The organism is Paenibacillus sp. J22P143, assembly GCF_059692035.1.
Genome location: NZ_JCAUAQ010000016.1, coordinates 34,975 through 54,896, shown reverse-complemented (window position 1 = coordinate 54,896; position 19,922 = coordinate 34,975). Strand labels below are relative to the sequence as shown.

17 protein-coding genes are annotated in these 19,922 nt (G+C 48.8%); 8 read left to right on the top strand and 9 right to left on the bottom strand.

Annotated elements, in window-relative coordinates; genetic code table 11:
• Positions 1 to 16: 16 nt before the first annotated feature.
• Positions 17 to 460 (bottom strand): GNAT family N-acetyltransferase, encoded by a 444-nt coding sequence (locus AC58PQ_RS19930; protein ID WP_497244555.1) that lies wholly within the window; start codon positions 458 to 460, stop codon positions 17 to 19.
• A gap of 199 nt (positions 461 to 659) precedes the next feature.
• Positions 660 to 1,736, bottom strand: a complete 1,077-nt coding sequence (locus AC58PQ_RS19925) for a M42 family metallopeptidase (RefSeq protein ID WP_497244553.1) — start codon at positions 1,734 to 1,736, stop codon at positions 660 to 662.
• Positions 1,737 to 1,928: 192 nt separating this feature from the next.
• Between AC58PQ_RS19925 and AC58PQ_RS19920 the strand changes: the two genes are divergently transcribed.
• Together AC58PQ_RS19920 and AC58PQ_RS19915 are read left to right on the top strand one after the other, a co-directional pair.
• Complete coding sequence (locus tag AC58PQ_RS19920; protein ID WP_497244551.1) at positions 1,929 to 2,654, top strand: MBL fold metallo-hydrolase; 726 nt, start codon at positions 1,929 to 1,931, stop codon at positions 2,652 to 2,654.
• Positions 2,655 to 2,669: 15 nt separating this feature from the next.
• Positions 2,670 to 3,248 (top strand): TetR/AcrR family transcriptional regulator, encoded by a 579-nt coding sequence (locus AC58PQ_RS19915; protein ID WP_497244549.1) that lies wholly within the window; start codon positions 2,670 to 2,672, stop codon positions 3,246 to 3,248.
• A gap of 71 nt (positions 3,249 to 3,319) precedes the next feature.
• Here the strand turns inward: AC58PQ_RS19915 and AC58PQ_RS19910 are convergent, their stop codons facing one another.
• Positions 3,320 to 4,000, bottom strand: coding sequence for a DNA-3-methyladenine glycosylase family protein (locus AC58PQ_RS19910; RefSeq protein ID WP_497244547.1), 681 nt, complete (start codon positions 3,998 to 4,000; stop codon positions 3,320 to 3,322).
• Positions 4,001 to 4,098: 98 nt separating this feature from the next.
• Here AC58PQ_RS19910 and AC58PQ_RS19905 point away from each other — a divergent pair, with 98 nt between their 5' ends.
• The 4 genes from AC58PQ_RS19905 (at position 4,099) to AC58PQ_RS19890 (ending at position 10,284) form a co-directional block, all read left to right on the top strand.
• On the top strand, positions 4,099 to 6,099 hold the full coding sequence (locus AC58PQ_RS19905; RefSeq protein WP_497244545.1) for a GTP-binding protein: 2,001 nt from the start codon (positions 4,099 to 4,101) through the stop codon (positions 6,097 to 6,099).
• A gap of 190 nt (positions 6,100 to 6,289) precedes the next feature.
• Positions 6,290 to 6,871: a glycerol-3-phosphate responsive antiterminator gene (locus AC58PQ_RS19900; RefSeq protein ID WP_497244543.1), complete on the top strand. Its 582-nt coding sequence runs from the start codon at positions 6,290 to 6,292 to the stop codon at positions 6,869 to 6,871.
• Positions 6,868 to 8,376: a glycerol kinase GlpK gene (gene glpK, locus AC58PQ_RS19895; RefSeq protein ID WP_497244541.1), complete on the top strand. Its 1,509-nt coding sequence runs from the start codon at positions 6,868 to 6,870 to the stop codon at positions 8,374 to 8,376. Before AC58PQ_RS19900 ends, glpK begins: the two co-directional genes overlap by 4 nt.
• A gap of 150 nt (positions 8,377 to 8,526) precedes the next feature.
• Positions 8,527 to 10,284, top strand: a complete 1,758-nt coding sequence (locus AC58PQ_RS19890; RefSeq protein ID WP_497244657.1) for a glycerol-3-phosphate dehydrogenase/oxidase — start codon at positions 8,527 to 8,529, stop codon at positions 10,282 to 10,284.
• A gap of 95 nt (positions 10,285 to 10,379) precedes the next feature.
• Here AC58PQ_RS19890 and AC58PQ_RS19885 read toward each other — a convergent pair whose 3' ends face one another.
• The 5 genes from AC58PQ_RS19885 to dgoD form a co-directional block, all read right to left on the bottom strand.
• Entirely contained in the window at positions 10,380 to 11,750 is a 1,371-nt protein-coding gene (locus AC58PQ_RS19885; RefSeq protein ID WP_497244539.1) for an MFS transporter, read from the bottom strand.
• Between the two features lie 46 nt (positions 11,751 to 11,796).
• Entirely contained in the window at positions 11,797 to 13,413 is a 1,617-nt protein-coding gene (locus AC58PQ_RS19880; RefSeq protein WP_497244537.1) for a beta-N-acetylhexosaminidase, read from the bottom strand.
• 131 nt (positions 13,414 to 13,544) lie between these two features.
• The gene (locus AC58PQ_RS19875; protein ID WP_497244535.1) at positions 13,545 to 14,201 is read right to left on the bottom strand and encodes a TetR/AcrR family transcriptional regulator; all 657 of its coding nucleotides are present in this window, start codon (positions 14,199 to 14,201) and stop codon (positions 13,545 to 13,547) included.
• Between the two features lie 205 nt (positions 14,202 to 14,406).
• Positions 14,407 to 15,764 (bottom strand): IS1182 family transposase gene (locus AC58PQ_RS19870; RefSeq protein WP_497244533.1). Its coding sequence is split into 2 segments (ribosomal slippage): positions 14,407 to 15,200 and positions 15,200 to 15,764, totalling 1,359 coding nucleotides; the frame shifts between segments, so codons are not numbered across the junction.
• Between the two features lie 154 nt (positions 15,765 to 15,918).
• Positions 15,919 to 17,067, bottom strand: coding sequence for a galactonate dehydratase (gene dgoD / locus AC58PQ_RS19865; protein ID WP_497244531.1), 1,149 nt, complete (start codon positions 17,065 to 17,067; stop codon positions 15,919 to 15,921).
• A 177-nt stretch (positions 17,068 to 17,244) separates the two neighbouring features.
• On the opposite strand from dgoD, the gene AC58PQ_RS19860 reads away from it, so the two are divergent.
• A complete protein-coding gene (locus AC58PQ_RS19860) occupies positions 17,245 to 17,898 on the top strand; it encodes a glycosyltransferase (protein ID WP_497244529.1) in 654 nt (217 codons plus the stop codon).
• A 151-nt stretch (positions 17,899 to 18,049) separates the two neighbouring features.
• Positions 18,050 to 18,637 carry a TVP38/TMEM64 family protein gene (locus tag AC58PQ_RS19855; RefSeq protein ID WP_497244527.1) on the top strand — a complete coding sequence of 196 codons (588 nt, stop codon included), beginning with the start codon at positions 18,050 to 18,052 and terminating at the stop codon, positions 18,635 to 18,637.
• 105 nt (positions 18,638 to 18,742) lie between these two features.
• Here the strand turns inward: AC58PQ_RS19855 and AC58PQ_RS19850 are convergent, their stop codons facing one another.
• The gene (locus tag AC58PQ_RS19850) at positions 18,743 to 19,855 is read right to left on the bottom strand and encodes an ArsR family transcriptional regulator (protein ID WP_497244525.1); all 1,113 of its coding nucleotides are present in this window, start codon (positions 19,853 to 19,855) and stop codon (positions 18,743 to 18,745) included.
• Between the last annotated feature and the right edge of the window lie 67 nt (positions 19,856 to 19,922).

Below are 19,922 nucleotides of genomic sequence, written 5' to 3'. Positions count from 1 at the left end.
ATAAACACATTCAGGATTAGAGAAATCGTTTGACAAAACGGTAGCCGGTTTCATGAAAGCCGATTGGGGGGTGGGGAGATCGGGATTTATCGGCGGACTCTACGTCTGTAAGCCACATTATCCCGGAGCAATTATGATCGCTGGTAAGCTGTTCGGCATAGCTTTTCAATTGTTCCAAAGGCGCTTGACTGCTATCTGGATCTTGCTTAAAGGAAATAACCGAAATTTCACTAAAGGCCAAATTCTGCACTTCATGATCTCTGCGAATTCGAAAGCTTAACGTGCCAAGAATACGATTCTTGGCTTCATAGACATAAAGCAATTCGTCAGGTTTATCCCGCATGTTATGCAGCCTGTTTTCAATATGTAAAGGGGAAATGACCTTGCCAGTAAGATGAGAAACGAGCGAGCTTATCGCTGATGTATCCTGGGGTGTTGCTTCACGAATGATTGAGGTCATGGGTATCCTTCTTTCTAAGAACAAGTTATATGTTAATTGTACCATATTTTGGAACATTAGTTCTATAATTATGAAAAAAATGTAAAAATTTTACCTTCAATAGAGGTTTCCCCATTTAACACGCGATGATCGTTGTGAAGTGCACAAAAAGCGCAGCAAGATGGACTCTTGCTGCGCTTTTTGTGGTTAGAGATTCAACTCATGCCCCAGCATGAATGGTGTTTAATGTCGTGCGATCGCTGGCTTGCACCAGCTTGATCAGCAACTCCTTCGCAGCGGCATAATCATCCACGTGAAGAATCGACGTGGATGTGTGGATGTAGCGTGCGCATACCCCAATCACAGCGGATGGAATTCCGCTGCCTTGCACGTGTACCTGCCCAGCATCCGTTCCGCCTTGCGAGATGAAGTACTGATACGGAATCTTATGCGTCTCCGCCGTATCCAGAATGAACTCGACCATCCCGCGGTGAGTGATCATCGTGGGGTCGAAGATCCGCAGCAGCGCCCCGCGCCCCAGCTGCCCGAAGGCCTGGCGGTCGCCGGTCATATCGGCCGCCGCACTTGCATCCAGCGCGTAGAACAGGTCCGGCTGAATCATATTCGCAGCCGTCCTTGCGCCGCGCAGGCCAAGCTCTTCCTGTACGGTGGCACCCGCGTACAGGATGTTCGGGAGCTTCGGCCCGCCATGAAGCTCCTTCAACAGCTCAATCGCGAGGCCGACGCCGTAGCGATTGTCCCAAGCTTTGGCCATAATCCGCTTCGGATTGGCCATGGGTGTGAACGGGCAGATCGGCACGATCTGCTGCCCGAGCTTGATGCCGATGGCGATGGCATCGGCCTTATCTTCCGCGCCGATGTCAATGTACATCGACTTGATGTCTGCGGGCTTGCTGCGCGCAGCCTCGTCCAGCAAGTGCACAGGAATGGAGCCGATCACACCGATGATCGGTCCGTTCGCCGTCATGATCTGCACGCGCTGCGCGGGCAGCACTTGGCTGAACCAGCCGCCGAGCGGCTGGAACTTGACCGTGCCGTGCTCGGTGATGCCGCTCACGAGGAAGCCGACCTCGTCGAAGTGGCCGGCGACCATGATGCGCGGTCCTGTTTCATCGCCGCGCACAACCCCGAATAGGCTGCCGAGCCCATCCTGCACGAACTCATCGGTATATTTAGCTAATTCGCCGCGTACAAATGCACGGATCTCTCGTTCAAAGCCAGGAGCGGCCTGCATTTCGGTTAATGTTTTAAAAAGCGCTAATGTTTCATTATTCATAAGGTGACCTCACTCACTTTGTATAGACTGAATGGCAAATATGAGAACTATTTTACCACAGTGGTGACAGGGAAACACTCGAACGATTGCATAATGTTGGGGTTGAGGAAGATAGTGGGAATTAACCTATTTACAAAACTAATGACATTAGTTAAAATGCTAACATAGATAGCAAATAGGAGGCGTTGCAGAATGAAGATAACGCGTAACGGACATTTGTATCAGCTGGCTTTTATGCCGAGATTTTTCCCGGTGAATTGTTACCTGGTGGAGGAAGAATCCGAATTAACCTTGATTGATGCGGCTTTGCCATTCAGTGTTAAGGGCATTCTTCAGGCGGCAGAGCAGATTGGAAAGCCCATCACGCGGATCGTGTTAACTCACGCTCATGGCGATCATATTGGGGCACTAGATGGATTGAAGAAAGTGCTGCCGCAAGCGCAGGTCTACATCTCCAGAAGAGATGCGAAGCTGCTGGCAGGCAATGTGGAACTGGAGCCAGGTGAGCCTCAAATTCCGATCAAGGGGGGCGTCCCGAAAGGCATTCAGACGAAGCCCGATGTGCTGCTGGCTGATGGGGATCGGATCGGTTCGTTGCAAGCCTTCGCAGCTCCTGGGCATACACCAGGCTCAATGGCTTTCCTCGATGTGCGGAGCCGGGCGTTGATCGCTGGGGATGCTTTTCAGGTACGAGGCGGAGTAGCGGTATCGGGTGTGGTGAAGTTTTGGTTCCCGTTCCCGGCGATGGCGACATGGAGTAAAGAAGCATCCCTAGAGAGCACGCGCAGATTGAGACAGCTAGAGCCAGGCTTACTGGCAGTCGGGCATGGGCGGATGATTGAGCAGCCAGGTGCGATCATAGATGCAGCGCTCGAAGAAGCAACTGTCAAGTTTCAAGGAGCGTCAGCAACCATTTAGAAAAGAGGATAGATCATGGCGATTCGACCAGGGTTAGACGCAGAAATGGTCCTGCAAGCGGCGATTGAAATCGCGAATCAACAAGGGATTGAGCAGCTCTCACTTGCTGTGTTAGCCGCCAAATTGAACATCAAAACACCCTCCCTTTACAATCATATCAAGGGTCTACCTGATCTGAGAAAGCAGCTCTCTAAGCGTGGGCTGCTCCTCGTGAAGGAAGCGATGATCGAGGCTGCCATCGGCAAAGCCGAGCATGACGCGCTGATGGCTGCGGGTGTAGCTTATGTGGCTTTTGCCCGGAAGCAGCCAGGCTTGTATGAGGCAATCTCAGTGCTGCCCGACTATGAGGATTCTGAGTTGAAGGAGGTAGGCGCTGGGGTCGTGAGCTTCCTGCTCCGCATTCTTGAGCCTTACAAGCTCAGCGAAGAAGACGCGCTGCATGTGGTGCGCGGATTCCGCAGCATGGTGCATGGCTTCGCCTCGCTTGAGCGGCAGAATGGCTTCCGTATGGGGCTGGATCGGGATGAGAGCTTGCGTCGGTTGTTGCTGACGTATTTGCAGGGGCTGCGGACAGAAGCAGAGTGTGAAAAGTAGATAGATACGGTTGGGGATTAGGGTGCAGTAGGGACAGGATGCACATTGACCGCAACAGGCGTAGAGCTTCTCTACGCTTGTTGCGGTTTTTCGCACGCCTTCACTGGTAAATTAGAATCCACAAGCCCCGTATCAATAGCGCGCCACAAGTAGAGGGAGCCGAAGCTGCGAAAGGGTGCCCAATTGGCGGCGGCGACGCTCAAGTAGTTCTTATCTTGGCGCTCAGGAAGGGCATGCAGCCAGCGGGCAGCACGCTGTAGACCTGCATCGCCGAGCGATAGAATATCGGGTCGTCCTAAGGTGAAGATGAGAAACATTTCAGCGGTCCATACGCCGATGCCTTTGACACTAGTTAACTGCTTCAGAAGTTCTGTGGTATCTACATCATGAAGCTGATCGAGCATCACCTCTCCGTTCAGCACCTTGGTGCTGAGGTCGCGGATGTAGCGGATTTTGGGATAGGAGACACCGCATTGCCGGATGGCCTCTTCATCGGTGGCCAAGACGTGCTCTGGCGTGACAGTTGTGATGATATTTTTCACTCTTGTCTTGATGGTTGATGCGGCTTTGGCTGAGAGTTGTTGGGAAATAATCGACATGATAAGAGACTCATAGGGGCGATCGCTAGGTGTGAGGGTGAGTTCCCCAATCAGCTCGATTAGGCGAGCTAACTTAGTGTCTGCTTGAGATAAGGCGATGATGGCCGGATGCTGGTTATCGAGTCTAATGGTTATAGGTACAGGTGGATGCATAGGCGTTTCTCCTCATAAGAGTTGGTGAACTTATCCAAATTGGCACTCTTTTAGTATAATAGATGCAAGAATGAAAGCCAAAGGGGCTCGGAGCTGGCATGACGGATGTAATAGGTATAAAGTCGAGAAGAAATGTGGGGATTTTCGCACATGTTGATGCGGGGAAAACGACTACGACAGAGCACCTGCTGTATCTAAGCGGGCGTATTAGAGCGCTTGGCAGTGTGGACAGCGGAACGGCACAGACGGATTCCCTTGATGTGGAGCGTGAGCGGGGGATTTCGGTACGGAGTGCAACGACGAGCTTAGTCTGGCAAAATACGTGGATCAATCTCGTAGATACGCCGGGTCACGTCGATTTTCTGTCGGAGGTAGAGCGCTCCCTGCGGGTAATGGACGGCGCGATTCTCATCATCTCTGCGGTGGAGGGTGTGCAGTCGCAGACGGAAATGATTTGGCATGCGCTGCAATCGCTACGCATCCCGACTTTGCTGTATATGAATAAGTTAGACCGCGTCGGGGCCGATCCCGAACGCGTTCTGCAGGAGATTCATAAGCAGCTCACGGGGATGGCGGTGCCGGTCTATGCACCGCTTGGGATTGAGGACACGTTCCGCGGCATGCGGAACGTGCTGGACGACGCGCCGCCCGCAGTCGGCGCGCTTAACGGATTCGACCTCGCGTCAGCGGTCGAAAAGCTCTCCGAGCTCGATGAGCCGATGCTCACGAGCTACATCGAAGGTGCGCCCATCGCGGCGCACGAGGTGAAAGCGACCCTGCAGCGGTACGCTCGGCAGGGTGAGGCTTTTCCTTTGCTGGTCGGAGCCTCCAGCAAAGGCATTGGTATCGAGGAGCTGCTCGCAGCGATCCTCGATTACTTGCCCGAGCCGCGCGGAGATGCCGAGCAGCCGCTGTCGGCTGTGGTGTTCAAGGTCGAGCGCGACAAGACCATGGGGCGCATGGCATACGTCCGCCTCTACGAGGGGACGATTCGTAACCGGGACACCGTCGTCAATGCCACGCAGGGCGTGGAGGAGAAGGTGACCCAGATTCGCCGGATCGACGGCCGTAAAGCCGAAGATCTCGGCGTGGTCGCGGCGGGCGACATCGCGGCCGTCTGCGGCTTGACGCAGGTGCGGATCGGCGATGTGCTGGGCCGGCCAGACAGCGTGCCGCCTGCGCCGCGCATGGCGGTGCCGCTTCTCACTGTGCAGGTACACGCCGAGAGGGATGCGCAGTATCCGGCGCTCGTCGCCGCCCTGCAGGAGCTCACGGACGAAGATCCGCTGCTCGATCTGCAGTGGCTGCAGGACGAGCGTGAGCTGCACGTCAAGGTCATGGGCGCGATCCAGCTCGAGATTCTGACGAGTCTCTTGAGTTCGCGGTTCGGCCTTCACGTAAGGTTCGACCAACCTTCCGTGATCTATAAAGAAACGCCTTCGCAAGCTGGCGAAGGCTTTATTGCCTATACGATGCCCAAGCCATGCTGGGCAATCTTACGCTTTCTTATCGAGCCTGGTGCGCCAGGCAGCGGGCTCGTGTATGCGTCACAGGTACGCGGCGAGCAGCTGCTCGTGCAGTACCAGAATGAGGTAGCGCGCCGCGTGCCGGAGGCGCTGCAGCAAGGATTGTTCGGTTGGGAAGTCACCGATGTGAAGGTGACGCTCGTAGAGGGCGAGCATCATGTGTGGCACACCCATCCGCTTGATTTTGCTGTCGCTACGCCGATGGGCATGATGCAAGGGTTGGCGCAGACAGGGACAACGCTGCTGGAGCCGATGCTCCAGGTACGTATTACCGTGCCAGAAGAGTTCGGCGGCAAGGTGCTAAGCGACCTCGTGCAGATGAGGGCGACCTTCGATCCGCCTAGCATAGCAGGTGGACGGTTCGTCTTGGAAGGCCGACTGCCTGTGGCAACGTCACTGGAATATCCGGTGAAGCTAAGCGCCATGTCGGGCGGGCGAGGCGTCATTACTTCCTCCTTTGCAGGTTATCAGCCAAGTCCGCCTGATGTGCATGCAGAACGTAAGCGGCGAGGCGTGAATCCGCTGGATCAGTCGAAGTATATTTTGGCTGTGAGGAAGGCGCTATCGAACTAAGCTTTATCGGCAACCAGCCCCCATTGACAGGGCTTCTCTCCTTTGAGTAAAATACAGGTAAGTTAATAACATGTGACGGAGAACAGGAGACTCACTCGGATTGCCCTTTGAATAGAGAAGGCAAATCTTGGTGAGTCTTTTTGTCGTAAAAGTCATGTTTAGATAGGTACAGAAAACAGAGGTGAAGCGCATGTCACTGCAGGATCAGTCTATTTTACCAGCCATCCGTAAAATGAAGGATTTAGAGAAGCTGATGAAGTCGTCGTACACGTATATCGTGCTGCTCGACAGTCATATTGGTCAGCTTAAAAGCATTGTCGATCTCGGCAGATCGCACGGAAAGAAGCTGCTGCTTCACGCGGATTTGATTGAGGGGCTGAAAAACGACGAGTTCGCCGCTGAATTTCTGTGCCAAAGCATTCGCCCTGCGGGGATCATTTCCACGCGTGGCAATGTGATTACGAAAACAAGGCAGAACGGTTTGATCGCGATTCAACGGCTTTTTCTGCTAGATAGCTCGGCGCTGGACAAAAGCTACACCCTGCTCGAACGCACGCAGCCAGATTATATCGAGGTCATGCCTGGCGTCATTCCGCACATTATCAAAGAGGTGAAGGAGCGCTCGGGTATTCCGATTTTTGCAGGAGGCCTGATTCGTTCTGTAGATGATGTGGAGCAGGCACTTGCGGCAGGTGCGACGGCGGTGACGACCTCGAACCATGATCTATGGCAGCATTACGAACAGACGAAAGGTGGCTCTTCCAAACGATGACAACAACGGGATCCAAGCCCTCCTACATCCTCTCCCTCGATCAGGGGACTACGAGCTCTAGAGCGATTTTATTTGATCAAAAAGGGAGCATCATCCATACGGCTCAGCAGGAGTTTAAGCAGTATTTTCCGAAGCCAGGTTGGGTCGAGCATGATGCGAACGAAATTTGGCTGTCAATTCAAAGTGTGATCGCGACGCTTCTGTCCGAGTCCGGGGTTCAGCCTGCAGAGATTGCCGGAATCGGCATCACGAACCAGCGGGAGACGGCGGTTGTGTGGGATCGGCATACGGGTATGCCCGTGTACCATGCGATTGTGTGGCAGTCGCGGCAGACGGCGGATATTTGTGAGGAGCTTAAGGCTCAGGGGCTTAGCGATTTGTTTCGGGAGCGGACGGGGCTGCTGATTGATGCGTATTTCTCGGCGACCAAAATCAAATGGATTCTGGACCACGTCGAGGGCGCTAGAGCGCGGGCCGAGCAAGGAGGTTTGCTTTTTGGCACGATGGATACGTGGATCATCTGGAAGCTGACGGGCGGCAAGGCGCATGTCACGGATTACTCGAACGCTTCGCGGACGCTCATTTACAACATTCATGAGCTGAAGTGGGACGAGGAGCTGATGGGGCATTTGGACATTCCCGCAGCGATGCTGCCGGAAGTTCGTTCTTCGTCCGAGGTGTACGGATATACGCAGGAAAGTTTATTTTTCGGTGCGGCGATTCCGATTGCGGGGGCGGCTGGAGATCAGCAGGCGGCACTGTTCGGTCAAGCGTGTTTTGAAAAAGGCATGGCCAAAAACACCTACGGCACCGGCTGCTTTATGCTGATGAACACAGGGAATCATGCGATTCCGTCGCGCAGCGGCCTTTTGACTACCATCGCTTGGGGATTGAATGGGAAGGTTGAGTATGCGCTGGAGGGTAGTATTTTCGTGGCGGGCTCGGCGATCCAATGGTTGCGAGATGGTCTGCGGATGATTAAATCCGCTAAGGATTCGGAGGACTATGCGAGGAGAGTCGTGTCCACCGATGGTGTGTACGTGGTTCCAGCCTTTGTCGGGCTAGGAACGCCGTATTGGGACAGCGATGTGCGGGGCGCGGTTTTTGGACTGACACGGGGGACGTCGAAGGAGCATTTCATCCGGGCAACGCTGGAATCACTCGCGTATCAGACGAAGGACGTGCTGCAAGCGATGGAGGACGATTCGGGCATTGAGCTTATGAAGCTGCGAGTTGATGGCGGTGTCGTGAAAAACGACTTCCTCATGCAATTCCAAAGCGACATGCTGGGTGTGACGGTTGAGCGTCCGGTGATCAATGAAACGACTGCGTTAGGGGCAGCCTATTTAGCTGGTCTTGCGGTCGGTTTTTGGCAGGATCAGGCTGAAATTGCCACCCAGTGGCAGGTAGATCGGGCTTTTGAACAGGAAATGGCAACGGACTTGCAAGAAAAGTTATACAGTGGTTGGAAAAAGGCAGTAAATGCCGCAATCGCTTTTAAATAAAGGCATACAGTGTTATACTACACCTAACAAGTTCATATTCGGTTGGAGATTAGGAGAAACCACAGCGGACCTTTACGTGCAAACGTGATAGGGTTGTTGTGGTTTTTTCATTTTTTTTTAAAGGGAGAGATTAGCATGGCAACAGGGCAAATGGAAGCGGGACAACATAAAGGGAGCGGTCAACAAGGAAAGGGGGAAGGGCAAAGGGTGTTTAGTGGGTTAAAAAGGAAAGAAACGCTGGAAGCGATGGCGCAGCAGCCTTTCGATGTCATCGTGATCGGCGGCGGGATTACGGGCGCGGGTATTGCGCTGGATGCGCAGAGTCGCGGGCTTCGGACGGCGTTGATTGAGATGCAGGATTTTGCTTCGGGGACGTCGAGTCGATCGACGAAATTGGTGCATGGCGGTCTGCGATACTTGAAGCAGCTGGACGTGAAGGTTGTGGCGGAAGTAGGCAAAGAGCGTGCGATTGTGTACGAAAATGGACCGCATGTGACGACGCCGGAGTGGATGCTGTTGCCTTTTTATAAAGGAGGAACATTCGGTAAGCTGTCTACCTCGCTTGGATTAAGAGTGTATGATTTCTTGGCGGGAGTTAAGCGGTCGGAACGACGCAAAATGTTCAGCTCTGAGGTGACTTTGCAGCACGAGCCTTTGCTTCGGAAAAAAGATCTTAAAGGCGGCGGCTACTATGTAGAATACCGCACGGATGATGCGCGATTAACGATTGAAGTGATGAAAAAAGCGGTGGAGCTCGGCGTGATGGCGGTGAATTATGCCAAGGTAGAGGAACTGATCGTGAAGGATGGGACGCTCGTTGGTGTGAAGGTTGTGGATCAGCTGGTTGGAGCGGGATGGACGGATCAAGGGGAGATGAAGGATCAAAGCGCTTCGTACGCGCTTTATGCGAGCAAAATCGTGAATGCGGCGGGGCCGTGGGTGGACACCCTTCGCGAAATGGACCGCTCAAAGCAGGGCAAGACCTTGCATTTGACCAAGGGTGTGCACTTGGTCTTTGATCAGAGCCGATTCCCGCTGGGGCAGGCGATTTATTTTGATACGCCGGACGGGCGAATGGTGTTTGCCATCCCTCGTGATGGCAAAACTTATGTCGGCACGACCGACACGAACTACAAAGGGGATATTGCTAATCCCCGTATTACCACGGCGGATCGCGCCTATGTGCTGCATGCCGCGAACGAAATGTTTCCGTCCCTCGGGTTGACCGAGGCTGATGTCGAATCGAGCTGGACCGGGCTGCGCCCGCTGATCCATCAGGAGGGCAAAGACCCTTCCGAGATTTCGCGGCGCGACGAAATCTTCATCTCTGGCTCCGGCCTCATTTCGATGGCCGGGGGCAAGCTGACCGGCTACCGCAAAATGGCGGAGTCGGTCGTGAACCAGATCGCCGCCATGCTGGCGGCGGAGGGCAAGGTCTCGGCGACTTTGCCGCCGAGCCGCACGAAGACGCTGCCGATATCCGGCGGCGATGTGGGCGGCTCCGCGCAGCTGGCGCCGTTCTTGCGCAGCAAGGTCAGCCAAGGCCTGCGGCTGGGGCTGACTGAGCCTGAGGCAATGCTGCTCGCGCAGCGATACGGATCCAACGTGGACGCCGTATTCGCGCTGCTGGAGCAGCACCGGGGTGAAGCGAAGCGGCGGGGGATGCCCGCCGCGGTGCTCGCTGCGCTCGTGTACGCTACCCAGCACGAGATGGTCGTGAAGCCGGCGGATTTCTTCATCCGCCGCACGGGCGCCCTCTTCTTCGACATCGCGTGGGCAAGGCAGTGGAAGGCGCCTGCGACGGCCTTCCTGGCGGAGCGCTTCGGCTGGAGCGAAGCGCAGACAGCGGCTTACACCGCCGAGCTGGAGCAGCTGCTCCATGAGGCGGTTCATCCGCTGGAGGCGTAGTATAATCTTATACAAGTCTTACTATTCATTTATACAAAATAAAAGCGTGTCGACTTTGTCGACACGCTTAACTGTCTCTATGGAGATAGTATTTTTTATTTCTGACTCGCCTTTTGGAGATTTGCTTCAACCATCATTTTCACTTTATCTTCGGTTAAATCATAGAATTTCAGCAACATGACAATTGCAATGATGGAACCTACCACCGGCCCCAAATTCATAGTTGCCCAGAGTGCCTGAAGAGCTGCAGGTGTTTGAGTTACAGCTTCACCAGCAACGGCAGCTTTGTAGCCGGCAACACCGATAATCCACATACCCAAGCCTCCTGAAATGGCTGTGGAGATTTTAGCCATAAAGGTTTGAGCTGCAAATGTCACAGCTTCAAATCTAGTTCCGTTTTTATAATCGTCATATTCGATTGCATCTGAAAAGAATAGCGAATAAATAATTGTGAGTGGAGAGGAAAGTAATCCTCTTAGGAACATGAACACAAGAAACAAAGTGAAATTATCCTTTGTAAAGAAGTAGATCAGCAATGAAAACACAATGTTTGCTGCAAAAGAGAAGACAGTCAAATTGATTTTGCCAAATTTTCTAATTAACATTGGAGCAAAAGGTGCCATAAAAATCATCGGTAAAAACCCTATGGCCATAATGATTGAAACGGAGCTTGGATTACCAAATATATCGCCACCAATAAACGGTGTTAGCGTCATTGCGAAGTTGGTTCCATTTGAAAGTAGACTAATAATGACAATAAGGACTAAATATTTGTTGTTTGCAACAGATTTGAATATTTCACCAATGGCAGGGTGCTTGCTTCCATCATGCTTCACTCTTTCCTTTGTAAAACGAATCATAATCATGGTAAGAAAGGCGATAGCTGCAAATATTGAAATGGATATAAACCAGTTGTCGTTTGTAGCGGATAGTACAAGAGGGAATGCAATCATGCCTCCTAATCCACCGATTAGACCTGTAATCTTATTAAAGGTTAATAATAAGTTTCTTTCTTCAGGGTAAGGGGTCATAACCGTTGACAGTGCATAAGCAGGAGCATCTGAAGCTGCATAAATGGTCCCCCAGATAAAGTATGTGATCGTCGCATATGCAATTCTTACGCTGAGGCTTTGATCAATCAGAAAATCACTAAAACCAAAGCAAAGAACGGTGAGAATGGGAACCGTATAGGCAGCGAGAAGTACCCATGGCTTGAATTTCCCACCTTTCAGGTTGGATTTTTCAATAATCGCTGCAAGCAGGGGGTCCATGAACGCATCCCAGATCCGTGCTGTCAACAGGATTGCTGCTACAATGGTAGCCGGAATGCCAAGGGTGGAGGTATAGTAAATGCTTAAAAAAGTAGTGAGGAGCAAGAATATGATGTTTTGCCCGGCAAAAAACATGTCATAACTAGTTCTTTCAAAGCGTGTTGCTGCAAACATATTTTTTGCTGTTTCTTTCACTGTAAGCAACTCCTATAATATAGTTTTTGATAATTCCTATATCGAATTAAATGAAGTTTAATGATTTTGCAACTTCTTTTGCTGTCTCTGCATCAAAAACATTATTTATAAATGCCGCTGCCATCCCTTTTAATTCTTCCTGAGAGAGTCCCATATCAACGTCTAGATTGGATAACATGCCAATAAAGGCTTGCATAAAGCCAATAGCTTGGGTTTTTGCTTCTTCACCACTAATGGTAGCTTGTTCAAAAGGTGTTGCCATCAACTTGACCAGACCTAATTCATTGAAATGTGCTTGTAAACGGATCAAGAAATCTTCATAATCCCGTTCGATTGTCCAGGAAGCTTCTGCGAGAGCTTGAATTCTAGGAGAAATCATAGCTTCTAATAACTCAGAGGTTGGAACACGTTCAGTCCAAATAGCGCCTTCAATCCCCAAGACATTGTCCCCTTGTAGATTTGTATTCCCCATGATTTTCGGTTCATACTCATACGTCTTCTTCAATGGAACAATACAATATGGATAATCAAAATACATATGGAAGACATCTGAGAAAATCATAGGTAGACCTTTCTCAAAGTGTGGATAAACATAACTCTCTTTCGCCCACTCGACCCAATATTGTGCCGTAATAGCTGTAGATATATTTTGAGCTTTTAAGCTTTCATTCCAACAAATAACTTTCTTTCCCTTGAGGGTTAAATAATCAGTGATTTTTCCTGTGAACACACCTTGTAAATCTTCATAGTTTTCAATGTCATTTTGTTTCATATATGCGTTGCAATGTGGGCATACTTCCCATTTATCCTTAGGAGCTTCGTCTCCACCTAGATGTATGCGATGTGATGGGAAAAGCTCTATAATTTCATCCATCACCTTATAAATCCAGTCATAAGTGCTTTCTTTACCTGCACACATAATAACTTTATAAATACCCATTCTCTCTGTAACCTGAATGGTTTCATCTAAGCAGCTTAATTCTGGGTACGCTGCAATCGCTGCGGATGTATGTCCTGGCATGTCAATTTCGGGAATAATTTCTACGCCTCTACTGGCAGCATAGTCTACAATTTCTCTAATTTGATCTTGCGTATAATAGTTGCCGCGGGAACCGATTTCGTTAAGTTTTGGATACACCTTGCTTTCAATTCGCCAAGCTTGATCTTCGGTTAGATGCCAATGTAAAACATTTAACTTATTGATGGACATCTCTTCAATAATTTTTTTCATTTCCTGAACATCGAAGAAATGACGACATACGTCAACCAATAAACCACGATGCGCATATTTAGGCCAATCTTTAAAGGATGTACCTGGAAGCTTTCCATCATTTTTCTTGTGTGCTTCTACTAAAATTTGAAATAGGGTAGTGAGTGCCCATGTTATCCCTGCATCATCACTAGCATATAAGCTAATTCCGTCAGCTCCTATTTCCATGGAATAAGCTTCTTTAGTAGTGCTTGGATCCCAGATAAGTTTAATATCTGCAGTGTTGTTATCGCTTACATAACCGCTAATATGGCAGTTTGCCTTAACTCTTTGTAAGAAAACCTCCACGATGGATAAATCAAAATCACCTATATTGATTTTAAAATTGTCCTCTAAAGAATATTGGACGTCATTGTTTACAATAGTTCCGTTAATTTTTGGAATTGTAAGCAAGTTAATTCCCCCTTTGATACAGTCATAATAACTCACAATGAGTAAAAATTCAATTAAAATTACACGATATGTGAAAATTATAAGAATAAAAAAATCCATTCTTTTTATTGAAAGGATTCATAAACAGTAGATTAAGCTTTTAAACCACTTAAAAGAACATCGATTAACAGCGAGATACTTTGTCTGTCATAACCTGATTCAAATTTTATTATTTCTTCACGAAATAATATTCTTTGAGCAAACGAAAAGAGAGAAGATGCGACGACAAAAAAGACTTCTTCCATATTTTCAGCATATTGTTTCTTAATACTTCCATCTTCGACTCCTCGTTGGAGTTCGGAGGAAAATGAATGCTCTATGATTTCATAGGCAGAAATAATTCCTTTTTCACTATATGCATCATCGCCATAACCCTTTTGGAAGAAGTAATCAGCTTGTACAGTAAATAAAACGATATCTTCATTTTTTAACATGAATTCTAAATAAGTGTGAAGTATATATTCTAATCGAGCATATCCGGTATCCAAGTAGTTTGGAATATGTAATAAGATTTTATTAGATTCTGAGAGTGTGCAATTGATTAGTTCAATGGCTATTGCTTCTTTATTTTTGTAATAATAATAAAGTGTACGGCGTTGTATGGAGGAAGCATCAGCAATGTCCTGAATGGTAACATTCTGAATACCTTTATCAATAAATAATCGATAAGCTTTATTTAATATGATATTTCTTTGAATATGTCTTGTTTTGCTTTCATCGTAATTCACCTCAAAAATAGCAATCGCCACCTTTTTTCTCACTTTATGAAAAAGTGTTGAAAATATAAATTTATTTTAACGAAGTATAGTAGAGTTAGCAAATGATTTTAGCGTAAACCGAAAACAAGACCGCACCCTCTCAAGAGGATGCGGTCAGATTGTTGACAAACCCTATCTTGGCAACTAATTACGACCATGAATGACCGTTCTAAGTAAAACAAATAAAGATTGCCTACTATCCGGCCTTTCTAGCCAGGTGGTTGGCAATCTTTTTCATGTTCTGGGCAATGGCCGTCATCAACGCTTGTTCTTGGACTTTCTCTCGCCCTCGAAACCGGCAATAGCGAAGTCCATGGAGCTCTTTGGCATCCGCGAAACTTCGCTCTATGGTTTGACAACGCAGGCGGTACAAATATTTGCCAGACTTACTTAGGCGATTTAACCGTACCCATTCTTTACTATTTTCCCAGACATGTCGGCTAATGACCCTTTGTTTGTTTTTCGAACGTGTACATTGGTCAAGCAGTGGACATTCGCGGCACAGGTCAACCTTAGATTTGTACATGCGGTAACCATCACGATCGGTTGTGGAATACGTGAGTTCTTGCTTCTGAGGGCAAACATAGACATCTTTTTCAGAATCATATTTGAAGCGCCATTTCGCTAATAATCCTTTTACGGGTGTGAATGCTCTTCCTCCAATGACGGCAAAAACTTTTTTATCCTGCAGTTTCTTACAAATGTAAGACGTTAAATAGCCAGCGTCAATAGCAACAGCTTCCAATGAATTTTCAAAACCAAACTTCGAAATTTGGTACTCTAATCGTTCGATGTAAGGCACAGAGTCATGTACGTTGCCTGCCGTCACGTGAACGTCTGTAATTATGTTGTATTTATGGTCAACAGTTCGATGGTCCAGATAAAAGAAGCCCTCCGGTTTCCCATCTCGCATCATATAGCCACTTTCAGGGTCTGTCGTACTCACTTTAACTTCTTTGGTTTCCATCACTTCCTTTTTTGGTTTTAGTGCTTTTTTCCGTGTTGCTTACGATCTTCCACAACAGCTGCGTCCAGCTCTTCCATATATGCCTTTGTGCTTTGCTCAACTTCTTCTCTTATCAATTTGCGCTTATTGGCATTTGCCTTTAAGTGGGTGGAATCTGAAATTAACACGCGGCCACCAACCAGGCGGTGAGAAATGGCTTGAAAAACGATGTGGTCAAAAATCTCTTGAAACACGCCGCTTTGGCTCAGACGCTTGCGATTTAAACTCAGTGTGCTGTGATCGGGAACAGGATCCTTGATTCCAAGGCCGAGAAACCATCGGTAAGCCATATTGACCCGAATCTCTTTTTCCAATTGTCGCTCAGAACGGATACCAAAAAGATAGCCAACGAGAGACATTTTAAATAAGCGAATAGGATCTTCGGAAGGTCGACCATTATTCTCACAATAAAAGGGCTTCACTTTTTCTAAAATAAATGAGAACTGGATATGAGCATGTATATATCTCAGAAGGTGATCTGCTGGGACTAGTTCTTCGATACAAACTAATTCGAAGGCATTTTGGACATCGGATTCGGAGCGTAACATAAGGGTTCACCGCCCTTTATATAATAGTAATATTATAGCATATTAACGCGGTGAATTGTTAAAGGGACGATATAAAAAAATAGCCTGTTGAACTTTATCAACAGGCTGACCGCACCCTCTCAAGAGGATGCGGTCTTTATTCATTTCAATTATCCTACCACTCCGCCACAGTTCCGTCCTCTTGACGCCAAATTGGATTCTTCCAATTATGCCCGATGGCCGCCATTTCACGGACCTTCTCTTCATTGATTTCAATCCCTAGACCCGGAGCCGTTAAATTCTTCACGAAGCCGGCTTCATATTGAAACACAGTCGGATCTTTCAAATAATCCAGTAGATCGCTGCCTTGATTATAGTGAATGCCCAAGCTTTGCTCCTGAATGAACGCATTAGGCGAGCAGATATCCAGTTGCAGACAGGAGGCAAGTGCAATGGGACCAAGCGGACAATGCGGTGCAATGGCAATGTCATACGCTTCGGCCATGGCGGCAATTTTTCGGGTTTCCAATATCCCGCCGGCATGTGAAAGATCAGGTTGAATGATATCTACGATGCCCTGCGCCAGTAGCTCTTTAAAGCCCCAACGCGTATACATGCGCTCTCCCGTGGCAATGGGGCATGAGGTATAGCGAGCGATTTCCTTCAATGCCTCATTATTTTCAGGCAAAACAGGCTCTTCAATGAACATCGGGCGGTAGGGCTCAAGCTCCTTCACCATAATTTTAGCCATCGATTTATGAACACGACCGTGGAAGTCGATGCCGATTCCCACGTCTTTGCCAACGGCTTCGCGGACGGCCGCAATGCGGGCAATGGCTTCATCTACTTTGCTAATCGAATCAATGTAATGCATTTCTTCTGTAGCGTTCATTTTCACCGCGGTGAAGCCGGCTTTAACTTGCAACCTAGCCGATTCACCTACGTCACTCGGGCGGTCGCCGCCAATCCAGGAATAGACACGTGTGCGATCGCGACAAGCTCCCCCTAATAAATCATAAACAGGAGCGTTGTAGAACTTGCCCTTAATGTCCCAGAGTGCTTGTTCGATGCCAGAAATTGCACTCGAAAGAATAGGCCCTCCACGATAAAACCCGCCACGGTACAACACCTGAAACATATCTTCGATTCGCATCGGATCCTTCCCGATGATGTGATCGCTCATTTCCATCACGGCGGCTGCTACCGTATCCGCTTTTCCCTCTACGACAGGTTCTCCCCAACCTGTGATCCCTTCGTCCGTTTCTATTTTCAAAAACAACCATCTTGGCGGCACTTTAAACAGTTCTAATTTCGTAATTTTCACGGAAATACGTCCTCTCCCTGTTACCCTAGAATGTTTGACAGTTCACATGTTGATTTTCGTGAAGCGCTGCCAAACTCCTGCTGGACCTACCGAGGACCGAAGGGAAAGGGCATAAATTAGCTAATTTTGCTCAAAATAAACCATGTTCGAGAATTGCTTGCAGAGGAGAATGTTTTCATGAAACGAAGGTTCCGATTAATAACGCTGCTCGTAACGATGGTTCTCTCCTTCACTTTCATGCCAATTGGCGCACATGCAGCCGGGAAAGAGCCTGGTTCATCGTCCTGCTGGTCCTCATCGCAGGTGAAGCTGATTCAAGACATGAGGAGACTTTGGGTTGACCATGTGGGCTGGACGAGGAGCTACTTGATTAGTGCGATTGCAGGGCTAGAGGATCAGAAGGATGTATTGGCAAGGCTGCTGAAGAATCAGCAGGACATCGGTGATGCTATCAAACCATTTTATGGAGATGCGGCGGGTAATAAGCTGGCTGAACTGCTGAGGGAGCACATTCTCTTGGCTGGAGGGGTCGTAGACGCGGCCAAAAGCGGCAATCAAGCCGAACTAGCCAAATTCAACAAAGAGTGGTACCGGAATGCGGATGATATCGCCAAATTTCTAAGCACCGCAAACCCGCATTGGTCGGAGAAAGAACAGAGGGACATGCTCTATGCCCACTTGCAGTTCGTCACCGATCAAGCTACTGCACGGCTGAAAAAGGATTGGAAAGCCGATATCCTTGCCTACGACAAGGGTGAGGATCATATGATGATGTATGCCGATATGTTATCGGTCGGGATTATCAAGCAGTTCCCAGATAAGTTCAAATGAAATAAGTTCGTAAGCCAAGCTGATACTGGATGCATCCGGTGTCAGCTTGTTTTGTGCATAACCGTGCGCGGGCCTAGGGCGTCATGCTATAATCGTGCCATATGAACGAGAGGAGAGGAAAGGCTGAGTTCAGTAGGCTTTTCACACGCATATGGATATCAAAGAGCTCTTATCCTATCTTACCGAAGAGAATCTAATGCTGCTTTTGGACAAGTACCGTTCATTCGGTCCGTTGCCAGGGCTGCTGCTTCCTTTTATGAAATCCTTCATTCCACCGCTCCCAACATTGGTGATCATTAGCGTGAACGCAGCTGTGTATGGGCTGTGGCTCGGCTTTCTTTACTCGTGGATCGGAATTGTGTGCGGTTGCTTGGTGACGTTTGCGATTGTTAAAAAGGTGGCAGGCCACCCTTACCTCGTGCGCTGGTCGCAGAAACCGAAGGTTCACAAAAGCCTGAATTGGGCGCGACGCCATGCGTTTAATTATGTTTTCATTCTTAGCTTATTCCCTCTTGGCCCCTTCGTGGTTATCAATATGGCTGCTGGGCTCGTCCAGATGCGGTTTCGCTCATTCCTTCTGGCAGTTGCGGCGGGGAAAGCGGTGATGGTCATGTCCGTTAGTTTTATTGGCTATGATCTAAAGCGGTTCGTGAATAATCCGTACCAGCTTATTTATGTGGTCTTATTCATCGGTATTTCATTGGTTATTAGCAAAAAAGTAGAAAAGCGGTTTATGTGAGCATTCATAATGACCCCGGCACATAGCAAAGGATGACGGATCCCAACTCAGGGGGTCGCGCTGCCTTAGCTAGGGCCGGGGTCATTTTTAAGATTATAGGAAAAATTATTGGGAATCGCTCCACACGATCAGTCTTAAGTTGGGATAGGAGGCTGCAAGCTCGGCGGCTTGTTGTTGAAGTAGGATGAAGTCAAACGACTGGCTGAAAATAGCGTGATCCGGCAAAAAAGTCACACTGGTCCCCGTTTCCTTCGTCAAACCTACCGTTTGGACCTCACTCTGAGGAATGCCATGCTTATAGTGTTGCTGAAAAATGCACCCATCCCGCTTGATCGTGACAGAAAGCTTGCTGGAAAGCGCGTTGACGACTGGCATGCTAATGCCTTTTTCACTGCCTGGAGCGAAGAACTGGGCACTTCCGCGCAGGTGGCTCATATCCGTCAGAATAGACTGGACGCGCGGTATTTCTTCACCGTGCAATGCCAGAACAGGGATGCCTCGGCCATTATCCGAAACCGTCATACTGCCATCCTCATGCCAAATAAGACTAACCTCCGTACACGTGCCATGCTGATGCTCCATAAGGCAGTTCTCTACGACAGCCCAGAGTAGTAGGTGCGAGTTGTAGGCCTCATTGGTGTCGCCTAAGTAGGCAGGAGCATTCGTCCGTACCTCCGTCATCGCGATGTAATCCGTTGTATCCATTAGATCGGAAGCGGCTGCCAGCAGTAATAAAAGAGGGAGTACGCGATGCCCCGGGATTGCATATGTTCCGCCTCGCTCTTCTTGCACAAGCAAATCTGCGCCAACTAATGCTTTCAAATGATGATAAAGCTGTCCTGTCGTGCCCATATTCAAGCGTTCCACAAGCTCAGGCCCCGTAAGCGGTTCTTGTAACACTAATCGCAAAATATCCAAACGCTGCTTATGTGCAAGCGCACCTAGTACTTTGGCCGATTTATCGCTGTCCAGTTGAAGCAACTGACTGACTTGTTTGTCCTGCGGCTCCCAGCGGTAGCTTGCCTGCTCTCCTCGATACTGCCCCGAATAAAATAAACGACCTAGCTCATTTGAAGCGTGGGTCTCTTTGTTGTGTGAGAAAATAAGGGGATGTTCCTGCCCATCCCGTTTCAGTAATTGATGAACCAGCTGTCCCAGTTGGTTCATTTGTGCCTGCAAAGCATCCAGCTCGGTGCCATAATCCCGTGTTGTACTCAAATGAATCACCTCATCTAAATTATTTAATTACGTAATTACATAATAACATAATGGGGTTGTTCATTGG